At 72.0% G+C, this 19,874-nt stretch carries 23 protein-coding genes; 11 read left to right on the top strand and 12 right to left on the bottom strand.

Features of this window, described 5'->3' with window-relative positions:
* Positions 1–46: 46 nt before the first annotated feature.
* From AB0J42_RS12255 to AB0J42_RS12240, 4 genes are all read right to left on the bottom strand, one after another.
* Complete coding sequence (locus AB0J42_RS12255) at positions 47–367, bottom strand: hypothetical protein (RefSeq protein ID WP_364292154.1); 321 nt, start codon at positions 365–367, stop codon at positions 47–49.
* A gap of 228 nt (positions 368–595) precedes the next feature.
* Entirely contained in the window at positions 596–1,045 is a 450-nt protein-coding gene (locus AB0J42_RS12250) for a VOC family protein (RefSeq protein ID WP_364292151.1), read from the bottom strand.
* A 408-nt stretch (positions 1,046–1,453) separates the two neighbouring features.
* Positions 1,454–1,852, bottom strand: coding sequence for a hypothetical protein (locus AB0J42_RS12245; protein WP_364292148.1), 399 nt, complete (start codon positions 1,850–1,852; stop codon positions 1,454–1,456).
* A 79-nt stretch (positions 1,853–1,931) separates the two neighbouring features.
* Positions 1,932–2,069 carry a DUF397 domain-containing protein gene (locus tag AB0J42_RS12240; RefSeq protein WP_364292145.1) on the bottom strand — a complete coding sequence of 46 codons (138 nt, stop codon included), beginning with the start codon at positions 2,067–2,069 and terminating at the stop codon, positions 1,932–1,934.
* Positions 2,070–2,286: 217 nt separating this feature from the next.
* On the opposite strand from AB0J42_RS12240, the gene AB0J42_RS12235 reads away from it, so the two are divergent.
* Positions 2,287–2,538: a winged helix-turn-helix domain-containing protein gene (locus tag AB0J42_RS12235; RefSeq protein ID WP_364292142.1), complete on the top strand. Its 252-nt coding sequence runs from the start codon at positions 2,287–2,289 to the stop codon at positions 2,536–2,538.
* A gap of 256 nt (positions 2,539–2,794) precedes the next feature.
* Here AB0J42_RS12235 and AB0J42_RS12230 read toward each other — a convergent pair whose 3' ends face one another.
* The 4 genes from AB0J42_RS12230 to AB0J42_RS12215 form a co-directional block, all read right to left on the bottom strand.
* Positions 2,795–3,046 carry a hypothetical protein gene (locus AB0J42_RS12230; protein ID WP_364292139.1) on the bottom strand — a complete coding sequence of 84 codons (252 nt, stop codon included), beginning with the start codon at positions 3,044–3,046 and terminating at the stop codon, positions 2,795–2,797.
* 2 nt (positions 3,047–3,048) lie between these two features.
* Positions 3,049–3,420, bottom strand: a complete 372-nt coding sequence (locus tag AB0J42_RS12225) for a DUF6247 family protein (protein ID WP_364292137.1) — start codon at positions 3,418–3,420, stop codon at positions 3,049–3,051.
* A gap of 280 nt (positions 3,421–3,700) precedes the next feature.
* Positions 3,701–4,366 (bottom strand): lytic polysaccharide monooxygenase, encoded by a 666-nt coding sequence (locus tag AB0J42_RS12220; protein ID WP_364292134.1) that lies wholly within the window; start codon positions 4,364–4,366, stop codon positions 3,701–3,703.
* Positions 4,367–4,546: 180 nt separating this feature from the next.
* Positions 4,547–4,924 carry a DUF6285 domain-containing protein gene (locus AB0J42_RS12215; RefSeq protein WP_364292131.1) on the bottom strand — a complete coding sequence of 126 codons (378 nt, stop codon included), beginning with the start codon at positions 4,922–4,924 and terminating at the stop codon, positions 4,547–4,549.
* Between the two features lie 3 nt (positions 4,925–4,927).
* On the opposite strand from AB0J42_RS12215, the gene AB0J42_RS12210 reads away from it, so the two are divergent.
* Genes AB0J42_RS12210 through AB0J42_RS12190 form a run of 5 tightly spaced genes read left to right on the top strand, consistent with a single transcriptional unit; the run spans position 4,928 to position 9,495 of the window.
* Positions 4,928–6,103: an acyl-CoA dehydrogenase family protein gene (locus AB0J42_RS12210; protein ID WP_364292128.1), complete on the top strand. Its 1,176-nt coding sequence runs from the start codon at positions 4,928–4,930 to the stop codon at positions 6,101–6,103.
* Positions 6,100–7,092: a phosphotransferase family protein gene (locus tag AB0J42_RS12205; protein ID WP_364292125.1), complete on the top strand. Its 993-nt coding sequence runs from the start codon at positions 6,100–6,102 to the stop codon at positions 7,090–7,092. Before AB0J42_RS12210 ends, AB0J42_RS12205 begins: the two co-directional genes overlap by 4 nt.
* 35 nt (positions 7,093–7,127) lie before the next feature.
* A complete protein-coding gene (locus tag AB0J42_RS12200; protein ID WP_364292122.1) occupies positions 7,128–7,322 on the top strand; it encodes a hypothetical protein in 195 nt (64 codons plus the stop codon).
* 19 nt (positions 7,323–7,341) lie between these two features.
* On the top strand, positions 7,342–8,034 hold the full coding sequence (locus AB0J42_RS12195; RefSeq protein ID WP_364292119.1) for a class I SAM-dependent methyltransferase: 693 nt from the start codon (positions 7,342–7,344) through the stop codon (positions 8,032–8,034).
* A gap of 48 nt (positions 8,035–8,082) precedes the next feature.
* Entirely contained in the window at positions 8,083–9,495 is a 1,413-nt protein-coding gene (locus AB0J42_RS12190; RefSeq protein WP_364292116.1) for an NAD(P)/FAD-dependent oxidoreductase, read from the top strand.
* Here AB0J42_RS12190 and AB0J42_RS12185 read toward each other — a convergent pair.
* The 3 genes from AB0J42_RS12185 to AB0J42_RS12175 are packed head-to-tail and all read right to left on the bottom strand — an operon-like array spanning position 9,483 to position 12,789.
* A complete protein-coding gene (locus AB0J42_RS12185; protein ID WP_364292114.1) occupies positions 9,483–10,136 on the bottom strand; it encodes a TetR/AcrR family transcriptional regulator in 654 nt (217 codons plus the stop codon). The genes AB0J42_RS12190 and AB0J42_RS12185 overlap by 13 nt on opposite strands.
* 37 nt (positions 10,137–10,173) lie before the next feature.
* Positions 10,174–11,934 carry a TIM barrel protein gene (locus AB0J42_RS12180; protein ID WP_364292111.1) on the bottom strand — a complete coding sequence of 587 codons (1,761 nt, stop codon included), beginning with the start codon at positions 11,932–11,934 and terminating at the stop codon, positions 10,174–10,176.
* Between the two features lie 12 nt (positions 11,935–11,946).
* Positions 11,947–12,789 carry a shikimate dehydrogenase gene (locus AB0J42_RS12175; protein WP_364292108.1) on the bottom strand — a complete coding sequence of 281 codons (843 nt, stop codon included), beginning with the start codon at positions 12,787–12,789 and terminating at the stop codon, positions 11,947–11,949.
* A gap of 197 nt (positions 12,790–12,986) precedes the next feature.
* On the opposite strand from AB0J42_RS12175, the gene AB0J42_RS12170 reads away from it, so the two are divergent.
* From AB0J42_RS12170 to AB0J42_RS12150, 5 genes are all read left to right on the top strand, one after another.
* Complete coding sequence (locus tag AB0J42_RS12170) at positions 12,987–14,306, top strand: MFS transporter (RefSeq protein WP_364292105.1); 1,320 nt, start codon at positions 12,987–12,989, stop codon at positions 14,304–14,306.
* Between the two features lie 96 nt (positions 14,307–14,402).
* Positions 14,403–15,182 (top strand): hypothetical protein, encoded by a 780-nt coding sequence (locus AB0J42_RS12165; RefSeq protein ID WP_364292102.1) that lies wholly within the window; start codon positions 14,403–14,405, stop codon positions 15,180–15,182.
* Positions 15,179–16,276, top strand: a complete 1,098-nt coding sequence (locus tag AB0J42_RS12160; RefSeq protein ID WP_364292099.1) for a hypothetical protein — start codon at positions 15,179–15,181, stop codon at positions 16,274–16,276. The genes AB0J42_RS12165 and AB0J42_RS12160 overlap by 4 nt, the downstream gene beginning before the upstream one ends.
* Positions 16,277–16,292: 16 nt before the next feature.
* Positions 16,293–17,720: a hypothetical protein gene (locus AB0J42_RS12155; protein ID WP_364292096.1), complete on the top strand. Its 1,428-nt coding sequence runs from the start codon at positions 16,293–16,295 to the stop codon at positions 17,718–17,720.
* Entirely contained in the window at positions 17,711–19,009 is a 1,299-nt protein-coding gene (locus AB0J42_RS12150) for an AAA family ATPase (RefSeq protein ID WP_364292093.1), read from the top strand. Before AB0J42_RS12155 ends, AB0J42_RS12150 begins: the two co-directional genes overlap by 10 nt.
* Here AB0J42_RS12150 and AB0J42_RS12145 read toward each other — a convergent pair whose 3' ends face one another.
* Complete coding sequence (locus tag AB0J42_RS12145; RefSeq protein ID WP_364292090.1) at positions 19,010–19,813, bottom strand: GNAT family N-acetyltransferase; 804 nt, start codon at positions 19,811–19,813, stop codon at positions 19,010–19,012.
* Between the last annotated feature and the right edge of the window lie 61 nt (positions 19,814–19,874).

Genomic DNA, 19,874 nt, shown 5'->3' with positions numbered 1-19,874 from the left:
ACAAGACTGGTCGCGTGACCCACAGCGATAGGCGAGGGTCGATCGATTATTTTGGAGGTGGCGCCAGTTCAGGATTGCGCCATTCCTCCGAGTAGAGGCGATGGGCCAGGTCCCACAGTTCCATGGCCTTCGGGTCGCGGTCCTTCTGGTGCTCAAGGTGTTCGAGCAGATTCCTGCCTTCCCGTCGGCCGGCGACGATGTAAGCGAGTGCGTCGGAGTCGTTGGCCCACATAGCGTATTCGGGCCACAGCATTCCGAGATACGTGTGCGCAGGGAGTCCAGTCAGGCCTTCATGCCACTTATCCCAGTAGTTGTCGAAGTCCTCGAGCGATGCCTCACCGCTGAGCACGTCATCGATGAAAGTCATAGGGGTACCTTTCCGCCGGGTTCGGCGGGTTAAGGCCAGGAGGGGCCCGAACCAATATCGGCGTCCTCGGCTGCTGCGCGGGGCGGACAGCGCATTCAGGACTTCAGCCAGCGTGAGCAGGTCGAGTAGGTCGGTGATTCAGGGGGCACGTTCGTCATTAGCGCCCCTTGACACCTGCACCAGTCAGCCTCGTCAACGTACAAGGAGAGAACGCTTCGACCCTGATAGTCAGGTCCCGGTGCCGAATCCGTCGAGGGCTTCTCGCTCCTCAAGGGTCCGCAGTTCCTGGAAGACGGTGATGTGCATGCCGCCCGGCGCGTCCAGGCGAGCGTTCAGCGACTGCCACGGCGTGACAGTGGGCGGCGCGACCTCATCGGCCCCGGCCGACTTCAGACGGTCGACGGTCTCCCGGGTGTCGTCCACCTCGAAGGCGACCCGGAACTTGGGTGCCACCTGCCGCCCCACCTCCACCTCGTCGATCATCCGCTTCTGCGCCGGGTTCGCGATCTCCAGCGTCGCCCGTCCGGCCTCCAGGATGACCACCTCGGCCCCGTCACCTCCGGAGAAGGCCGCCTGTTCCGGTAGGCCCAGCACATCCCGGAAGAAGGCGACGGCCGCCTCGTAATCCTCGGCCTCCACCACGAGTCGCAGCTGCTTGACGGCAGGCTCAGCGGTCATCGATATCCCCTTCAGTTCGGGTGCCTGGACATTCGTCCTAATGATCAAGACTCTGACAGAGGGGCCCGAAATTCCCTATCCCTCAAGATGACTGACGGAGCCCAGGTCAGAGCGCGTCCCCTGCCAGCAGGCGGTCCCACAGCCGCATCGCTTCGGCGGCGGGAAGCCAGGGGCTCTCGCTGACACGCTTGCCGCCGGCCCACCTCACAGTCCGGCGGATGTGGGCCAGGCCGCCAGCCGTGCATAGCTCGTACACGGTCGGGACGCAGTCGCAGGTGTGACTCCGGACCCGGACCGAGCTGCAGCGGAGTGCGGGATCCGACCAGTCGATCATGGTGTGGCCCTCTCGGAGGGGCGGCAGGTGCGTTCCCACGCACTCGTCTTTCGGCATGCATGGCCTCCGAGCGCTCAGGAAGACCGGGATGGGCACGGGTGAGGGACATGCCGGTTCGGGCAGCAGATGATGCCGATGGTGATGAACCGTCCGCCGTGCAGCCATTCGCCCCACTGCACGTCCACGCCGCGAGGCAGCAGGTCACGGGCGGTCTCCAGGCGTTCTTCGAGGGGGATCGGCTCGGGCAGCAGCAGCGCCGCGCGTATCTTGGCGTACTCATCGGCCATCCAGGCCACCGCCGAAACCACCTCCTCGAAGGTGGCCGCGATCCGTGATGGGGGTTTGAGCAGCCAGTCGCCGGTCCGCATCGGCGGCAGCAAAGAAGTGGTGAACTCGGGCGAGGCGGGGCGGCGGTCGGCCTCATTGGCGCGTTCTACCCCAGGACCGACCCATTGGTAGGCATGCCAGTGCACGGGCGCTCCCGATACGGTTAGGGGGTGGCGGCCCCTGCTTGCTTGGATCAGGCAGGGACCGCCGTCTTACGGGTGACGCCTAGAGGATGGTCAGACCGGCGGCGCGAAGCTCGTCACCGGTGAACCGGAGCGTCCCGGCATCCGGGTTCTTCGAGTCACGCACCGCGTAGGCGTCCTCCACACCCGGGATCGGCGCGATCAGGACACAGGACTCCATCTCCTCCTCCTGCTGGTTACCCCCGCATGCCCGGCTGAACGACACCCCTTCTAGGTGACAGCCATACAGATCCATTCAGGCGCTCTCCTCTCTTCGATGGACTGTGACGTCGCGAGCACGGAACGTCACGAGGAGAACACTAGTGCGGTCATGCTGTAGTACGCCATGTCATACGGCAGATCGCTAACTCACTCTGCGGCGACCTATTGTGATCTCCGTGGTGGAGCTGAAGCCGAATCGCCCCAGGTGGCGGCAGGTTTACGAGATCATTCGGGGTCGGATCGAGGCCGGAACGTACCCTCCCGGCTCCAAGATCCCCACCGTGCTGGAGCTGGTAGCGGAGTTTCAGATCGCCAACGTGACCGCGCAGAAGGTATACAAGAAACTCCGTGAGGACGGCCTGATCTACACCGAGCCCGGAATGGGCAGCTTCGTGGTCGAAGACGAAGGCGACTCTCTCCCGCAGTAGGCCCGGGCCGTCGGACGGAGCAAGGAGCATCTGATGAGACGTCCCGAGGTCGTTCCGTGCCATGCCGAACTCACCACCCAGCAGCAGGCAAGACATGCGAACGCTTAGAAGCATGCGGGCTGGCCGCGGATCCCTTCTGTCACGGCCGCTCGTGTAGGGCAAGGAATCATGGCGGAGCCGGGCAGTCGGGCGTCTCCGCAGCGTCGTCGACTCCTACGAGGTGCGGCCCGCATTCACTGGGCGCGGATGTGTGAGGTCAGCCCGTCCAGGCGATGCGGACGATGTAGACGAGACGGCGCTCCTCCAGGACGAAGTACGTGGCCATACCCAAGCCATCACCGAAGGGCTGGGTGAGCATGTTGCCCTTCGGCCTGTCCTCGCGGAAGGACTTGCCGCCCCAGGGGGCGACCTCCAGCATCGCAAGCAACTCCATGAAGGCGGCGCAGGCCTCGGGCTGCAGCCCGTCGCGCTCCCGCTCGGCCTGCGGGTCCAAGGCGACTTCGTACACCCCTACTCGCCTTGCTCGATGCGTTCACGCATGCGCTGCTTGTACGCGTCGTCCACGATGACGGCGCCAGGCGGCGTCTCCCCTCGCTCCAGATACTCCATGGCCCGTTCGGCTCTCGCGATCGTGTCCGCGCACTCTGCCGGGTCGGCCTTTTCGTATGCGATCCACCACCAGCGCTTCTGGAACTCCAAGACGGGCTTCAGGTCGTAGCTCAGCTTGGCCTTGTCGATGGCGTGCCAGTACGCGTGATCGAACGCCTCCTGGTCCTCGGCCGGCAGCGCGTCCCGGACTGTCCTGAGGCTGGTGCGGTCAGCATTCAGTGCGGCCCGGATCTCCTCCGGCGTGCGGTGCATGCCGTGCGGTTCGGCCGTCATCGCGACGCATCCTCCTTCAGTCTGCTGGGGAGCCATGGACGGGACATGACCTCAGTGTATGTTCGCCGCAGGCGCGCGAGCAGCCGATGCACCGCATCGCCCAGAAAGGCGTATCACTAAGCCTTATAGCTGCATCGATTGACGGATCGGCACGGGAGATGAGAGCGGGGACGCCAACGCCGGACGCGGCGAACCGCGCCCGGCGGGCGATGGACGCGTTCTCGGCGCAGAGCTCTCCAAGGTGCCGAGTGCCCTCGAACGGGAGTTTCCGCGCGTAACTTCAGCTGAAGTTGACGTCGCTGCAGATGTAGTACGTCTGGTCCATGTGGGACGCCTTCCAGACCGTGTAGACCACGTGGCGTCCAGTGCGCGACCCCTTGTTGAGGCCGGTGATCATGTAGGTCTCGGCGGGGGCGTACCGGGGTGTCTCGCGGACGAGTTCCAGGTGGTTCCAGCCGAGCGGGGTCGTGGTGGCGTTGTAGCCCTGGCGGGTGATGTAGACGCGGATGTAGTCGGCGCCGTGGCGGGCCTGGTCGTACAGGTTGATGCTGAACGTGCTGCCGAGGTTGGTCGTCTTCCAGGCGCCGGGGGTGTCCATGGAGCGGTAGCGGCCGCCCTCGGCGTGGCCGCCGCTGCAGAGCTGGCCGTTGGGGACGGCGGCCTGGTGGTTGCCGCCTACGTTGTCGCGGTAGAGGCCATTCCAGTTCCACATGGCGTTGGGGTTGTCCTGCCAGGCCTGCCAGCACATCGGGTCCTGCTGCTGCATGGCGGGGTTCTGGAAGTCGTGGCCCCAGCGCTCCCAGCAGCCGTAGTTGCGGGAGGCGGGGTCGATGACCGAGCCGTGTGCCGAGGCGGTGCCGGCCAGCGGCATGGCGAGGAGGGTCACCGTGGCGGCGAGCAGGGCGAGGATGCGCCGCGCCCGGCGGCGGGGTCTGGCGTGGGTCATTGGCGGTCTCCGTGTTCCGGTTGGGGTCCGGGGGTGGGAGCGCTCCCAGCCGCGAAGGTATCTGACCGCCGATGGGTGTGCCAGTGACTCAAGATTGTCAAGTTCGGGGGCGAGCGGCTAAGACCCGGGGGTGAGCAGCGGAAAAGGCTTTCCCGAAGATCGCTCGTACGCGTGAAAATTTCAGCCGTACGAGGGGTTGGCGACGGCGAGTTTGGCCCGTACGGCCTCTTTCAGGAAGGGCACCAGCATGGGGCTGTCGTCGAGGCGGCCCTCGCGGATCGCGGCGGCGAGCTCGGCGTCGTCGGCGACGCCGAGGGCGGCGAGGCGGGTCTCGTGGTCGCGGGCCTGCGCCGGGCCGAGTTCGATCTCACGCTCGACCATCGCCAGGACGTTGACGGCGACCCGGGTGTGGAAGCGGACCCGGCCCTCGGCCGCCGGAAGCACGTCCGTTTCGAGGAACTCGCGGACCGCTGCGACGAGCTGGGCGGCGGTCGGGGCGTCGTGCGGGGCGGGCATGGCTGCTCCGTTGACCGGGAACCTGTTTTCGGTTGGGATCATCGCATGAGCTTCGCCGTTCCTGACAGGGTCCGCCCGCTGCGGGATGCCGTGTACGCGTTCATGACGGAGCGGGTGGAGCCCGCCGAGCACCTGCTCCACGAGGGTGAGGCGCTGCGCGAGCTGCAGGAGGAGGCGAAGAAGGAGGGGCTCTGGGCGCTCGGGCATCCGAAGGAGCTCGGCGGCGGCGGGCTGCCGTTCCTCGACTACGTGTACGTGAACGAGGTGCAGGGGCGCAGCGAGTACGGGCAGCTCGCGCTCGGCACGTACACCTTGCAGGACTCGCTCATGCTGTACGAGCACGGGACCGACGAGCAGCGGGAGCGCTACCTGCGGCCGCTGGTGCGGGGCGAGATCTCACCGAGCTTCGCGATGACCGAGCCGGCGGTGTCGAGCAGCGACCCGACGCAGCTGGCGACGCGGGCGGTGCTCGACGGCGGCGAGTGGGTGATCAACGGGCACAAGTGGTTCACCACGGGCGCGTCCCGGGCGGCGTACACGACCGTGATGTGCCGGACCGAGGACGACGCGCCGCCGCACCTGGCCTTCTCGATGATCCTGGTGCCGACGGACACGCCCGGGTACACGATCGTGCGCGACACGCCGGTGCTCGGGCTGGACGGGTCGCACTGCGAGGTGCGGTACGAGGACGTGCGGGTACCGGCGGGCAACCTGCTCGGGCCGCGCGGGCAGGGGTTCGTGATCGCGCAGAGACGGCTCGGGCCGGGGCGGGTCTTCCACTGCATGCGCTGGCTGGGGCAGGCGCAGCGGGCGTTCGACCTGATGTGCCGCCGGTTGCATGAGCGGACGGCGTTCGGGGAGCCGCTGGCGCGCAAGCAGCTGATGCGGCAGCACGTGTTCGACTCGTACGCGGAGATCCAGGCGGCGCGGCTGCTGACGCTGCGGGCGGCGGAGGCGGTGGACGCCGGGGGCGACGCGCGGGTGGAGATCGGGGCGATCAAGGTGGTGGGGGCGCGGATGCTGCACAACGTGATCGACCGGGCGATCCAGGTGTACGGGGCGGCGGGGCTGACACCGGACACGCCGCTGGACCGGATGTACCGGCACGCGCGGGCCGCGCGGATCTACGACGGGCCGGACGAGGTGCACGTCGACTCGGTGGGGCGGCGGATCCTGGGCGAGTACGCGGGCGGCGGCAACTGGGAGTTCGGGCTGCGATGAGCGACGTCGGGACGGTGGTGCGGGAGGCGTTCGGCGGCGGGGCCTCGGTCGAGGGGCTGGTGCGGCTGTCCGGCGGGGCGTCGCGGGAGACGTGGGCGCTGGACGTGGTCACGGCTGACGGGGTGCGGCATCCGCTGGTCTTCCGCTCGGGGGCCGCGGGGCTGGCGGCGGAGGCGCGGCTGATGCGGGCCGCGCGGGAGGCCGGGGTGCCGGTGCCGGGCGTGGTGGCGGCTGCCGACTCGTACGTGCTGATGGAGCGGGTCGAGGGTGAGACGATTCCGCGGCGGATCCTGCGGGACGAGGCGGTCCGGCCGCTGCTGGCGGGGCAGTGCGGGGAGGCGCTGGCGGCGATCCACCGGATGCCGCTGTCGGCGCTCCCCCAGGCCACCGATACGCGGGACGCGGACGCCGGAACGCCTGCCGCGGATGTCCAGATGGCCGGTCCTCGCGGGGTGGGGGATGCCGACGGCGATCCGCTTGCTGTGTGGCGGGAGGCGCTGGACGCCGCGGGTGAGCCGCATCCCGTGTTCGAGCTGGCGCTGCGCCGCCTGGCCGCCACCCGGCCGGAGAGCACGCGGCGGACGGTGGTCCACGGCGACTTCCGCAACGGCAACCTCGTGGTCGGCCCCCGGGGTGTCGAGGCGGTGCTCGACTGGGAGCTGGCGCACGCCGGTGACCCGCTGGAGGATCTCGGCTGGCTCTGCGTGAAGGCGTGGCGGTTCGGGTCGCCGCTGCCGGTGGGCGGCTTCGGCACCTATGACGACCTGCTGTCCTCGTACGAGAAAGCGTCCGGGCACCCCGTGGACCGGGAGGCGCTGCGCTGGTGGGAGACGTTCGGGGTGCTGAAGTGGGGCGTGATCTGCGTCGTGCAGGCGCGCAGGCATCTGAGCGGCGAGGCGCGGTCGGTGGAGCTGGCGGCGATCGGGCGGCGGGTGTGCGAGAACGAGTGGGACCTGCTGGCCATGCTGGAGGAAAACCCGTTGCGCTGACTCATCCCCCGGCCGCAGGCTGGCCGCTGCAGACGGTGGCGTGGTTCACGCCCGCCTCGCACGTGTTCGAGGGCATGCGGACGGTGCTGGCGGGCGGCGCGGTGCCGTGGGAGCGGATGGCGTGGGCGGCCGCGCTGGACGTGGTCTACGTGGGGGCGACGCTGGCGGTGTTCGGCTGGGCTCTCCGGTACGCACGACGTCACGGGAAGTTGTCCCGGTTCGGGGACTGACGGGTTTACTGTCGGGAGCATGGAGATCACTCCGAACAGCGGCACCGGGTCAGGTCCCATCACCCCCGACGGTTCGCCCGTGGAGTTCTACAAGCTGGTGCCGGTGGGCGCCGAGCCGGACATCGTGGCCGGCGTGGTGCCGGCCGGCGGGTCGGTGCTCGATCTGGGCGCGGGCGTGGGGCGGGTGACGCACCCGCTGGTCGAGCGCGGCTACGAGGTGGTCGCGGTGGACGAGTCGGCCGAGATGCTGGCCGAGGTGCGGGGCGCGGAGACGGTGCGCTCGCGTATCCAGGACCTGCGGCTGGGGCGGCGGTTCGACGGCGTGCTGCTGGCCTCGCATCTGGTGCACACCGCCGACGAGGCGGGGCGGCGGGGCCTGCTGGAGGCGTGCGCGCGGCACGTCGCGGACGACGGGGCGGTGCTGATCCAGTGGCTGCCGCCGGAGGCGCACGACGCCCAGGCGCCCGGTCAGGGCAGGACCGACGGCGGCTTCCGGATCGAGCTGGCGGCGCTGGAGCGGGTCGCGCCGGGCGTGGTCAACGCGACCATGCGCTACCGGCACGGGGAACACGAGTGGACGCAGTCGTTCACCTCCCGCCGCCTGTCGGACGAGGAGCTGGCGCGGGCGCTGGAGGAGGCGGGCCTGCGGCTCGCCGGGTTCCTCACCAAAGACAGGGGCTGGGTGAAGGCGGTGCCCTTGAGTGGTGGCTGATCGGCTGGGCAGACTGTGCCGAGAGGAAACGCCATCCTGGAGGTAGCCGTGGCCGACGAGTACGACGTCATCGTGATCGGAGCCGGCCCGGCCGGTGAGAACGTCGCCGACAGGGCGGTGCGCGGCGGGCTGTCGGCCGCGATCGTGGAGGAGCGGCTGGCGGGCGGCGAGTGCTCCTACTGGGCGTGCATCCCGAGCAAGGCGCTGCTGCGCCCGGTCGAGCTGGCCGCCGAGGTGTCCCGGGTGCCGGGGCTGGAGCTGGGGCCGATCGACGCGCGGGCGGTGCTGGCCCGCCGCGACGAGGCGGTCAGCGGCTACGACGACGCCGGTCAGGTGCGGTGGATCGAGAGCGTGCCGATCGCGTTCGTGCGCGGGCGCGGCCGGCTGGACGGCCCCCGCCGGGTGGTGGTCGACACGGCGGACGGCGGCGAGCGGGTGCTGACCGCCCGGCACGCCGTGGTGCTGGCGACCGGCAGCGTCCCGTCGGTGCCGCCGGTGCCGGGGCTGCGGGAGGCGGAGCCGTGGACGAGCCACGAGGTGACGGCCGCCGACTCGGTGCCGGACCGGCTGGTGGTGATCGGCGGCGGGGTGGTGGGCTGCGAGATGGCGCAGGCCATGCACGGGCTGGGCGCCCGGCAGACGACGCTGCTGGTGCGCGGCGGCGGGCTGCTGGAGCGGATGGAGCCGTTCGCGGGCGAGCTGCTGGCCGACGCGTTCGCGGCCTCCGGGATCGACGTGCGGCTGCGTACCTCGGCGGAGCGGGTGGAGCGGCCGGAGAAGGGCGGCAAGGTGACCGTGCACCTGCCGGAGGGCCCGCCGGTCGAGGCCGACGAGGTGCTGGTCGCGACGGGCCGCAAGCCCGCGACCGAGGGGCTGGGGCTGGAGAGCGTCGGCCTGCCGGCGGACCGGCCGGTGGAGGTGGACGACAGCCTGCGCGCCACCGGCGTGCCGGAGGGCTGGCTGTACGCGGTGGGCGACGTCAACGGGCGCAACCTGCTCACCCACATGGGCAAGTACCAGGCGCGGGCGTGCGGCGACGTGATCGCGGCCCGGGCCAAGGGCGGGCCCGACGACCGGCCGGGGATGCGGGCGTCCGCCGACGGGCTGGGGCCGCCGCAGGTGGTGTTCACCGACCCGCCGATCTGCTCGGTCGGGCGGACCGAGGCCGCCGCGCGCGAGGCCGGGTTCCGGGTGCGGGCGGTCGAGTACGACCTGGCGAGCGTGGCCGGCGCCTACCTGCTCGGCGACGGCTACCGGGGCCGGGCCAAGGCCGTGGTGGACGAGGACCGCAAGGTGCTGCTGGGCGTCACCTTCGCCGGGCCGGGCACGGCCGAGCTGCTCCACTCGGCGACGATCGCGGTCACCGGGGAGGTGCCGCTGGACCGGCTCTGGCACGCGGTGCCGTCGTTCCCGACGGTGAGCGAGGTGTGGCTGCGCCTGCTGGAGACCTACGGTCTGTGACAGCCGCGCAGGTAGGCGACGGTCATCTCGCCGACCATGCGGCGCAGCCGCTCGCGGTGCTCGGGCGCGGTCATGTCGCGCCCGAACAGCGCGCCGAAGGTGTGCTGGTTGGACACCCGGAAGAAGCAGAACGCGCTGATCATCATGTGCACGTCGACGGCGTCGGCCTCGGTGTCGAAGTCGCCGCTCGCCTTGCCCGCCTCCAGGATGCGCTCGATGACGCCGAGCACGGGCGTGCCGAGGTTGGCCAGGGCCTGCGACTTGCGGATGTGCTCGGCCTCGTGGATGTTCTCGATCGCGACGAGCTTGATGAAGTCGCGGTGCGCGTCGTGGTGGTCGAACGTCAGCTCCGCCAGCGTCCTGATCGCCTCGACGGGCGCCAGGTGGGCCACGTCGAGGTCGCGCTCGGCGGCGCGGACCACCGAGTACGCCTGCTCCAGGACGGCTATGTAGAGCTTCTCCTTGCTGCCGAAGTAGTAGTAGATCATGCGCTTGGTGGTGCGCGTCATCTCGGCGATCTCGTCCACCCGCGCTCCCGCGTAGCCGCGCCTGGCGAACTCCCGCTGGGCGACGTCGAGGATCTCCGCCCTGGTGCGGTCGGCGTCGCGCCGGCGCTCACCGGTGACTGGCTGCGAGGTCATAGGACTCCACGGGACGGCGGGGACGATTCGCCCCATCCTATGACCGCTCGGCGTGCTGCACGGCCAGCCGAACCGCCGCGTTGGCCGCGCCGTACCCGTCGTAGCCGCCGATCCGCTGCACCAGCTCGAAGAAGACCCGGCCCGCCGTCACCGTGTACAGGTGCAGGAACTCGCCCCGCTCGTCCCTGTCGTACAGCAGCCCCAGCTCCCTGATCTCCGGGTCCGTCCCGTACCTCGCCTCCAGGTTGTCGTAGTAGTTGGCCGGGATCGGCAGCAGCAGCTCGGGATGCCCGGCGCGCAGCCGCCGGGCGAGCGCCCGCAGGTCGCGGACGGCGAGCGCGACGTGCTGCCGGGACGCCGGCGGGGTGCCCACCCGGGCGATGTTGACGACCACGCGGGTGCCGCCCCCGGCCATCGCGCGGCTGCGCATCAGGCCGTACGGGTCGGCGACCTCCAGGCTCTCCTGCGGGCGCAGCCCGAGCACGGCGCGGTAGAACAGCGACGCCTCGTCGAAGTGCTGCCACGGCTGGGTGAGCGCGACGTGGTCGATCCCCGTCACCTCTCCATCCGGTACGGGCGACTCGCGAGGGAAGTCGGCCGTCCAGTCGGGGTGGTCGGCGTGCCCGGTGCGGCAGAAGAACAGGGCGGTCCCGTCGGGGGCGGCGATGGCGTCCAGCGGCGCGTCCCCGGGCGCCCGCTCGCGCGGCAGCACCGGCGCGAGCAGCGTCTCGGCCCGCTTCACCGACGCGGCCGGGTCGGGGCTCTCCAGCCCGATCGCCACCAGCCCCGGCTCCTCCCCGGCGGGCTCCGGGGCCGCGTTGAGGAGGATGCGGGCGCCGCCCTGCTCCCAGAGTTCGACCGGTTTGGTGCGGTGCGTGCCGGTACGGGCGAAGCCGAGGGCCGACAAGAGGGCGGGCAGTTCGGCGGATCCCCCGGTGGCCAGCTCGGCGAAGGCGAACCCGGACGGCACGACGGGCGCCGTCCCGGCGGGCTCCAGCGACTCCTCCAGCGCGATCAGCGACCGCATCGCGTCCAGCGCGGTCCGGCGGGCGTCGGCCTGGCGGAAGACGTCGTTGAACACCTCCAGCGACAGCGGCCCCGTATAACCGGTTGCCAGCACGTGCCGGACCAGGCCGGTGACGTCGAAGCCGCCCTGGCCGGGGAAGCAGCGGTAGTGGCGGCTCCACTGCAGCACGTCCATCGCCAGCCGGGGCGCGTCGGCGAGCTGCAGGAAGAACACCTTCTCCCCCGGGATCGCCTCGATGCCGATGGGGTCGGAGCCGCGCGACAGGATGTGGAAGCTGTCCAGGCAGACGCCGAGCGCCGGATGGTCGGCCATCCGCACGATGCGCCAGGCGTGCAGGTACTCGCTGACGTGCCGCCCCCAGGCCAGCGCCTCGTAGGCGACCCGGATGCCGTGCCCGGCGGCCCGTTCGGCGAGCAGGCGCAGTTGCTCGGCGGCGAGCGCGTCGTCGGGCACCGTGTCCGGGGAGACGTTCGAGCAGACGAGCAGGGTGTCGGCGCCGAGCCGGTTCATCACGTCGAAGGTGTGGTCGGCCCGGCGCAGGTTGGCCCGGAGCACGTCTCCGGGCACTCCTTCGAAGTCGCGCAGCGGCTGGTACAGGTCGATGCCGAGCCCCAGGTCGGCGGCGCGGCGGCGGATCTCCTCGGGTTTCAGCGGGCAGGCGATGAGGTCGTTCTCGAAGATCTCCACCCCGTCGAACCCGGCCGCGGCGACGGCCTCCAGCTTCTCGGTCAGCGTGCCGCTCACGGACACGGTGGCGATGGACTTGCGCATGGCGTGCTCCTGTCAGCCGTCGACGAGGTCGGTCAGGTGGGCGAGCATCCGGCCGGTGTCGGGTTCCCGGCCGGTGAACAGGTGGAAGGCGTGGGCCGCCTGGAAGACGACCATGCCCCCGCCGTCGAGGGTGCGGCAGCCGAGGGCGCGGGCGCGGCGCAGCAGCTCGGTCTCCAGCGGCCGGTAGACGATGTCGGCCACCCAGAGATCGGGGCGGAGCAGCTCCGCGGGCAGCGGCAGGCCGGGGTGGCCGGCCATGCCGGTGGGGGTGGCGTGCACCAGCCCGTCCGCGTCCGGCAGCAGCTCGGCCAGGTCGCCGGTGGCGGCCGGGCGGGCCCGTTCCGCGCCGAACCGGGCGGCCAGCTCCCCCGCCAGCGTCCGCGCCCGCTCCGGGTCGGCGTCCACGACGGTCAGCTCGCCCGTGCCCAGCGTGAGCAGCGCGTGCCCGACGGCGGCCCCGGCCCCGCCCGCGCCGAGCAGCGTCACCCGACCCGTGGGCGCGCCGGGCAGGCCGCGGGTGAACGACTCGGCGAACCCGGTCCAGTCGGTGTTGTGCCCCACCGCCCGGCCGCCGTCGAAGACGACGGTGTTGACCGCGCCCAGCGTGGCCGCGTCCGCCGACAGCTCGTCCAGGTGCGGCAGCACGGCCCGCTTGCACGGGTGGGTGATGTTGAGCCCGTCGAAGCCCAGCCGCCGCGCGGCGCGGACCATCTCGCCCGCCTCCCCCGCCCCGGCCACCTCGATGAGGCGGTAGACGTACGGGAGGCCGAGGCGGGACGCCTCCCGCTCGTGCAGGGCGGGGCTGAGCGACGGCCCGATGCCGGTGCCGACGAGCCCGATGAGGTAGGAGGTCATGCTCACCCTCGTGACTTATGTACGAACTAGTGAGTTAGTCATAACATCTCCCGAGCCGTCCGGGGAAGAGTCTTGACACGAGAAGACGTCGCCTGGACTATGGCGGGCAATTAACTATCTAGTTCGTCACAAGTCAGCGGCCTGAGACGGGGGCACGGCCCAGCACTCGAACGACGCCGCACCCAAAGGGAGCCAACGTGACCCAACCCCCCGCTGCCCGCGAGGGCACGCCGCGCAAGGCGGCCGTCGCGGCCTGGATCGGCAGCGCGCTGGAGTACTACGACTTCTTCATCTACGGCAGCGCCGCCGCCCTGATCTTCTCCAAGGTCTTCTTCGACGAGTCCGACCCCGCCACCGCGACCCTCCAGTCGCTGGCCAGCTTCGGCGTCGCCTACGCCGCCCGGCCCATCGGCGCGTTCTTCCTCGGCCACTACGGCGACCGGTTCGGCCGCAAGCGCATCATGGTGTTCACGCTCATCCTCATGGGCGTGTCGACGTTCCTCATCGGCTGCCTGCCGACCCGCGACCAGATCGGCGGCCTCGCCCCGGCACTGCTGGTCCTGCTGCGCATCCTGCAAGGCCTGTCGGCGGCGGGTGAGCAGGCCAGCGCCAACTCCATGACACTGGAGCACGCCCCGCAGGACCGGCGCGGCTACTACACCAGCTTCACGCTCAACGGCACCCAGTTCGGGCAGATCCTGGCCACCCTGGTGTTCATCCCGGTGGCGGCCATGCCGGAGGAGCAGCTGCTGACCTGGGGCTGGCGGGTCCCGTTCTGGATGAGCGTGATCGTGGCCGTGGCCGCCTGGGTGATCCGGCGCAAGCTGGAGGAGACCCCGGCGTTCGAGCGGGAGGTGGCCGCGGGCACGGTGCCGCGGATGCCGCTGTCGGTGCTCTTCCGCGACCACTGGGCGAGCGTGCTGCGGGTGGTGTGCGCGGCGCTCATCGCCACGGTCAGCACCATCTTCACCGTCTGGGCGCTCAACTACGCCACCGAGCACGTCGGCCTGGACCGGGCCCTGATGCTCTGGGTGAGCATCGTGGCCAACGTCGTCGCGCTACTGGCCATCCCGCTCTGGGCGATGCTGTCGGACCGGATCGGCCGCAAGCCGGTCTTCCTCATCGGGGCCGTCGGCAGCCCGATCATGATGTTCGCCTACCTGGCGGCGATCAACTCCGGCAGCTATCCGATGATCTTCCTGGTCGGCGTGCTCACGCTCGGCGTCGTCTACAGCGCCTCCAACGGCATCTGGCCCGCGCTCTACGGCGAGATGTTCACCACGCAGGTGCGGCTGTCGGGCATGGCGATCGGCACCCAGATCGGCTTCGCCGTCGCCGGCTTCGCGGTCGCCTCGGCCGCCGGCATCGTCTCCCCCGAGGGCTGGCTGGGGCTGCAGGGCTGGGTCGGCGTGGGCGTCTTCACGGCGGTCCTCTGCGCGATCAGCGCGGTGGCGGTGGTGACCGCGCGCGAGACCTACCGGGTCCCCACCGAGCAGCTCGGCCTCAAGTCCGCCTGATCCTCCGTACGCGGCCGCGCTCTTTCCGGGTGCGGCCGCGTACGGACACGCGAGGAAAATACTGGAAATTACTGGAACCCCTGATACCCTCGCGCCATGAGTGACCGGCTGGACGAGCTCGAACGGCGGATCGACGAGCTCAGGGCCGGGGTGCGCAGGGCCATGCGGGCCCGGGACGGCGCCGCGGCCAGGGTCTTACGGGCGGAGCTCCGTACGGCGGAGAAGGCGTGGGACGCGCTGGTCAGCGGCGAGCAGCCCGCCGAGAAGGCGCGCGGGCCGCGGCTGGTGACCGTGCGCGAGCAGGTGCACCAGGCGCTGGCGCTGCTGGGCGTGCCCGCGCAGGCCCGGCTGGTGGTGGCGGTGAGCGGCGCGTTCCTGGCCGGCACGATCCGCAGCTCCCAGCTCACCAGCCTGCGCAGGGACGAGGAGCGCTCGTTCCGCTCGTCCCCGTACGGGCGGCCCTATTACCTGTGCGCGGCGCTGACCGACCGGCTCTCCCCCGCCCGCGGCTACCTCACCGTCAGCACCTGGCCGGTGGAGCGCCGGATGGTGGGGCCGCTCAGCCCCCGCGTCGACTTCCTCACCTGCGCCGTCCGGATCGCCGAGCAGCCCGCGCGCACGCCCGAGGGCGACCGGCTGTTAGCCCGGATGGCGCGCAACATCCCGGGCGCCGGCGACGAGGTCCCGCCCGACCCGGGGCGGGTGGCCGAGGCGGCCCGGCGGGAGCTGGCGGTGCACGCCGAGCGCGACGCCGCCGACCGGGCGGAGCTGGCCCGGCGCGCCGTGACCCAGCTCGACGACGCGGCCCGGCTGTTCGGGGCCGCTACGCTGACCACCGTTCCACGATCACTGATGGCTATGGGAGACGCCCGATGAACCGGCTCGACGCGCTGCGCGGCACCACCCCGCCGAAGCCGCACGACGCCCGGGCGATCGCCGCGCTGGCGGCCAATCCGGGCTGCGCGCGGCGGGCGCTCATGGACGGCGCCGGGATCGACAAGGGCGCCGTCGCGCACCACCTGGGGTTCCCCGCCCCGTTCGGCCAGTCGCCGTTCGCGATCACCCGCGGCAACGCGTTCGAGGCGCTGGTGAAGGCCGACGGGTGCGCGGAGCTGATCCGGATGCTGCGCGAGCTGCTCGGCCTGCCGATCGACGAGGTCGCCTACCACGACGTGCTGAACGTCGGCGCCCACCTGCGCCACGCCCACACCCGGACGCTGATCGACCGCGCGGCCCGGGGCGAGGGTGCGGGCACCCTCTACGACCATCCCCTGTTCGCGCTGGCCATCGCCGGTCACACCGCCTACCTGGAGCCGGACGTGGTGGCGTTCCAGCTCGGCGGCCGGTTCCACATCGTGGAGATCAAGTCGTTCGCGGTGATCGACGGGCAGGCCGACCCGGCGGCGGTGGCGGCGGCGGCCCGGCAGGCGGCCGTCTACGTGCTCGCGCTCCGCACGCTGCTGGAGGAGCTGGGCCACGACCCGCTCCGGGTGGCGCACGAGGTGGTGCTGGTCTGCCCGGAGAACTTCGCCAACCGCCCGGTGGCGACACTGGTCGACGTGCGCCGGCAGCTCGCGGTGCTCCGCCGCCAGCTCGCCCGCATGACGAGCCTGGACCGGCTGCTGGACGCGCTCCCCGAGGGCGTGACGTTCGACCTGGCTCCGGGCGAGGACGGGCGCCCGGCCCGGCCGGTCGCGGAACTGGCCGACGCGGTGCGCACGGCCGAGGCCCGCTACGCCCCCGACTGCCTGTCCACCTGCGACCTGTGTTTCTTCTGCCGCGACGAGGCCCGCCAGGAGGGCGCCTCCGACCTGCTGGGCCGCGCCGTCCGCGACGAGCTGGGCGGGGTGGCCTCGGTGCGGGAGGCGCTGGCGCTGGCCGACGGCTCGCGCGCCCCGGCGGAGGGGCAGGAGGAGATCGCCCGGCTGCTGCGCGGCGCCGAGCGGCTGCGGCGGGAGTGCCTGGCGTGAACGGGAGGTGCCCGTCGTGAGCCTGCTCACCTCGCTCGCCCGGCTGCGGGCGATCGACGAGGGCATCGCGCAGCCGATCGCGACCGTCCGCCACTGCCACCTGTCGGCGCGGCCGATGGTGTTCATCCCGCTGAAGCTGGCGGGCGAGGCGGCGGCGCCGCTGGCGGCCATGCTCGGCACCGATCCGGAGAGCCCGCGGCTGCTGGTGGTGACCCAGCCGCGCGACCGCGACCTGCGCTTCGCCTGGGCGGCCGACCTGGCCGGGGAGCTGCTGCCGTACGTGGCGGGCTTCACGGCCGAGACCGAGACGGTGGAGCGGCGCAACGCCGACCCGTACGAGCGGACCTTGGACGCGCCGCAGCTGATCGTGCCGAACCGGGCCGGGGTGGCCTTCACCCGGCTGCTCGGCCGCTCCACCCGCTTCCGGCGCACCGACGGGCCGTACCCGGTGCCCGAGGGGGTGCCGCTGCTGGGGCGGTGGCTGACGTACTTCGCCGAGCGGGCCGCCTACCCCGGCTCGTCGCTGATGCTGGCCGCCACCGACGAGCTGGCCCGCCACTGGGCGAGCGGGCAGAGCGCGCTGGAGGACGCGAACCTCGCGGCGCTGCTCGCCTGGATCACCGACGGCCCCGACGACGCCGCCGAGGACCCGCTGATCTGGCCGCCCGCCGGGCCCGCCACCGATCCGGGGTTCGACGCCGAGGTGCTGGCCCCGGCGATGGAGAGCGGCTCGGCCGAGCGGATCACCGAGGCGCTGCGTACCCAGCTGGAGCCGACGTGGCGGCTGGTGTGGCGGGCCATCGGCCTGCTGCGCGGCCTGGAGCCGGGCGCGAGCGTGGCGCAGCGCTGGGAGCAGGACCGCGGCTCGTTCAGCGGCATGGTCCAGCAGCTCGCGGAGGGCGGGCCGCCGCAAGCCCGCCGCGACGGCGCGGTCGCGGCGGCGGCCCGGCTGGCCCGCATGGAGCGCGCGCAGGCCGCCTACGAGGTGCAGCGCGCCTACGACGACCCGCTGGTGATGGCCGAATACCGGCTGACGGGCGAGGCGTTCGCGGGCGAGGTCGTGGACACGGTGCCGGACCACACCGAGGGCGAGGGCCGTTCACGCAAGCTCCGTCCGCTGGTGACCGTCAAGACCGACGACCTCGTACGGATCGCGCCCGGGACGTCGCTGGGCACGCCGCAGCGGCGCGGGCAGGGAGCCGAGCTGGTGTCGGCGAGTGACGGCCTGGTCACCTTGAAGATCACCAAAGGCATGGGGCGGGGCAAGACCCCGGCGCCCGGCGCGGTGCCGGAGATCGGCGAGCGGGTCTGCTACAGCTCGCTGACCGGCGACTTCCAGGGCGCCGCGGCGCTGCCGGAGCCGGAGGAGACGCCGTGGACGCACGGCGGCCCGCCGGAGCCTTACGAGCCGACCGACGAGGACGCCCAGGAGGAATGGTCGTGACCGAGGCCGCGTCCGAGCCGACGCCCGAGGAGGTCGTGCGGCGGGTGCTGGACGACCTGCCGCGGCATCGCGGCGTGGTGGTCGACTCGCCGCCGGGCGCGGGCAAGTCCACGCTGGTGGTACGGGCCGCGGCGCACATCGCGGCGACCGGCGAGCCGCTGATGATCGTCGCCCAGACGAACGAGCAGGTCGACGACCTGGTGGCGCGGATCTGCGACAAGCATCCGCGGCTCACCGTGGGCCGGCTGTCGGCGAGCGGGTACGTGCCGCCGAAGCGGATGCTGGAGCTGCCCGGGGTGACGGTCGGCACCCGCGTCCAGGACCTGGGCGACCCGGACATCGTGCTGGCCACCGCCGACAAGTGGGCGTGGATCAGCGGCCGGACGTGGCCGTGGGCGATCGTGGACGAGGCGTACCAGATGCGCTCCGACAAGCTGCTGCGCATCGCGGGGCTGTTCGAGCGGGCGCTGTTCGTGGGCGATCCGGGGCAGCTCGACCCGTTCTCGATCGTGGCCGGCGACCGCTGGTCGGGGCTGTCGTGGGATCCGCTGCAGAGCGCCGTGTCGGTGCTGCTGCGGCACAACCCGGAGCTGCCGGTGCACCGGCTGCCGGTGTCGTGGCGGCTGCCCGCGTCGGCGGCGCCGGTGGTGTCGCGGGCGTTCTACCCGTTCACCGGGTTCCGCGCCGGTACCGGGCCGGACGACCGGCGGCTGGAGCTGGTCACCGGCGGCATGGGCACGGTGCACGACCGGGCGCTGGAGGAGGCGGCCCGGTCCGGGTGGGCGCTGCTGGAGCTGCCCAACCGGCACACCGTGCGGACCGACGCCGAGGCGGTGGAGGCGGTGGCGCTGCTGGCCGCCCGGCTGCTGCAGCGCGGCGCGGTGGCGAGCTCGGAACAGGGCGAGCGGCCGGTGACGGCCGACCGGATCGCGGTCGGCGCGGCCCACCGCGACCAGGTGGCGGCGATCAGGGACGCCGGGCTGCCGCCGGAGATCACCGTGGACACCGCCAACCGGCTGCAGGGGCGCGAGTACGACGTGACGATCGTGCTGCACCCGCTGTCGGGGCGGCGCGACGCGACCGCGTTCCACCTGGAGTCGGGGCGGCTGTGCGTGCTGACCTCGCGGCACCGGCACGCGTGCGTGGTGGTGGCCCGGGCGGGCATCGCCGAACTGCTGGACGCGCATCCGTCGGCGGAGCCGGTGCAGCTCGGGGTGCCGGTGAAGTTCCCCGACGGGTGGGAGGCCAACCAGGCGGTGCTGGAGCACCTGGCGGCGCACCGGGTCTAGTCATATCGCGTCTGGTCGTACAGTGCGCCGCCAGACGTCCACGACCAGGACCGGGCGCATCCCCTCCGACTCGTACAGGCCCAGTGCGGGGGTGGTGTTGTTGCTGTCGACGTGCAGGATCGTGCCCTTGCGGCCGCGGGCGGCGTCGGCGGCCAGGGCGGTGCGGAGCAGCAGCCTGCCCAGGCCCCGGCCGCGGAACTCGGGCAGCACGGCGAGCGTGGCGACGTAGCCGCAGCCCTCGTCGGAGGCGAACTGGTCGTCGCCGAGCACCATCGCGGCGGGGCGGCCGTCGACCCTGGCCAGGACGAGCTGAGCCCAGTCGGTGGTGGACCGCGCCTGCCTGCGGGCGTACCAGGCGTCGTAGCCGGCGTAGGTGTGGCCGAAGTGGCCGACGAAGCCTTCCTGGTGGACCCGGTGGGCCTCGCGGCGGACCTGCTCGTCGCGGCCGTCGTGCAGGGTGACGCCGGGCGGCGGCTCCGGCGGCGGGACGGGGCCGTCGAAGTCGACGCGCATGCGGTGGAAGCTGGTGGCGGGCGTGAACCCGTACTCCTGGACGAGAGCCTGTTTGGCGAGGTCGGCGCGGTAGACGCCGACATCGGCCACGGCGGCGGGGTGGCCGCCGGGGTCGTGGGCCAGCCAGGCGTCGGTGCCGAGGTCGAAGCCGGGCTCGGCGAGTTCGCCGGCGACGTCGTCCGGGGTGAGGTCGGGGCGGCCGAGCACCGCGGTGTCGCAGGCGGCGGTGAGCTCGTAGATGGCCGGGGCGTCGGCGGCGCGCGGGCGGGTGATCCGGTGGAGGGGGTTCACGCGGTGATTGTGATGGCCGGGTGCCTCGCCGCGCATCAGCTTTTCCCGGGTCGCTAGGCTG

Origin of the sequence: Nonomuraea sp. NPDC049649 (assembly GCF_040675175.1) — a bacterium.
Taxonomy (GTDB): Bacteria; Actinomycetota; Actinomycetes; order Streptosporangiales; family Streptosporangiaceae; genus Nonomuraea.
Note: the sequence above shows the minus strand (reverse complement) of the source record. Positions and strands in the feature narration are given on the sequence as shown.

Coding starts and splice junctions, on each gene's coding strand:
- AB0J42_RS12255 (WP_364292154.1), bottom strand. CDS start 367: ATGACTTTCATCGATGACGTGCTCAGCGGTGAGGCATCGCTCGAGGAC.
- AB0J42_RS12250 (WP_364292151.1), bottom strand. CDS start 1,045: ATGACCGCTGAGCCTGCCGTCAAGCAGCTGCGACTCGTGGTGGAGGCC.
- AB0J42_RS12240 (WP_364292145.1), bottom strand. CDS start 2,069: ATGGAGTCCTGTGTCCTGATCGCGCCGATCCCGGGTGTGGAGGACGCC.
- AB0J42_RS12225 (WP_364292137.1), bottom strand. CDS start 3,420: ATGACGGCCGAACCGCACGGCATGCACCGCACGCCGGAGGAGATCCGG.
- AB0J42_RS12220 (WP_364292134.1), bottom strand. CDS start 4,366: ATGACCCACGCCAGACCCCGCCGCCGGGCGCGGCGCATCCTCGCCCTG.
- AB0J42_RS12215 (WP_364292131.1), bottom strand. CDS start 4,924: ATGATCCCAACCGAAAACAGGTTCCCGGTCAACGGAGCAGCCATGCCC.
- AB0J42_RS12210 (WP_364292128.1), top strand. CDS start 4,928: ATGAGCTTCGCCGTTCCTGACAGGGTCCGCCCGCTGCGGGATGCCGTG.
- AB0J42_RS12205 (WP_364292125.1), top strand. CDS start 6,100: ATGAGCGACGTCGGGACGGTGGTGCGGGAGGCGTTCGGCGGCGGGGCC.
- AB0J42_RS12195 (WP_364292119.1), top strand. CDS start 7,342: ATGGAGATCACTCCGAACAGCGGCACCGGGTCAGGTCCCATCACCCCC.
- AB0J42_RS12185 (WP_364292114.1), bottom strand. CDS start 10,136: ATGACCTCGCAGCCAGTCACCGGTGAGCGCCGGCGCGACGCCGACCGC.
- AB0J42_RS12180 (WP_364292111.1), bottom strand. CDS start 11,934: ATGCGCAAGTCCATCGCCACCGTGTCCGTGAGCGGCACGCTGACCGAG.
- AB0J42_RS12175 (WP_364292108.1), bottom strand. CDS start 12,789: ATGACCTCCTACCTCATCGGGCTCGTCGGCACCGGCATCGGGCCGTCG.
- AB0J42_RS12165 (WP_364292102.1), top strand. CDS start 14,403: ATGAGTGACCGGCTGGACGAGCTCGAACGGCGGATCGACGAGCTCAGG.
- AB0J42_RS12160 (WP_364292099.1), top strand. CDS start 15,179: ATGAACCGGCTCGACGCGCTGCGCGGCACCACCCCGCCGAAGCCGCAC.
- AB0J42_RS12150 (WP_364292093.1), top strand. CDS start 17,711: ATGGTCGTGACCGAGGCCGCGTCCGAGCCGACGCCCGAGGAGGTCGTG.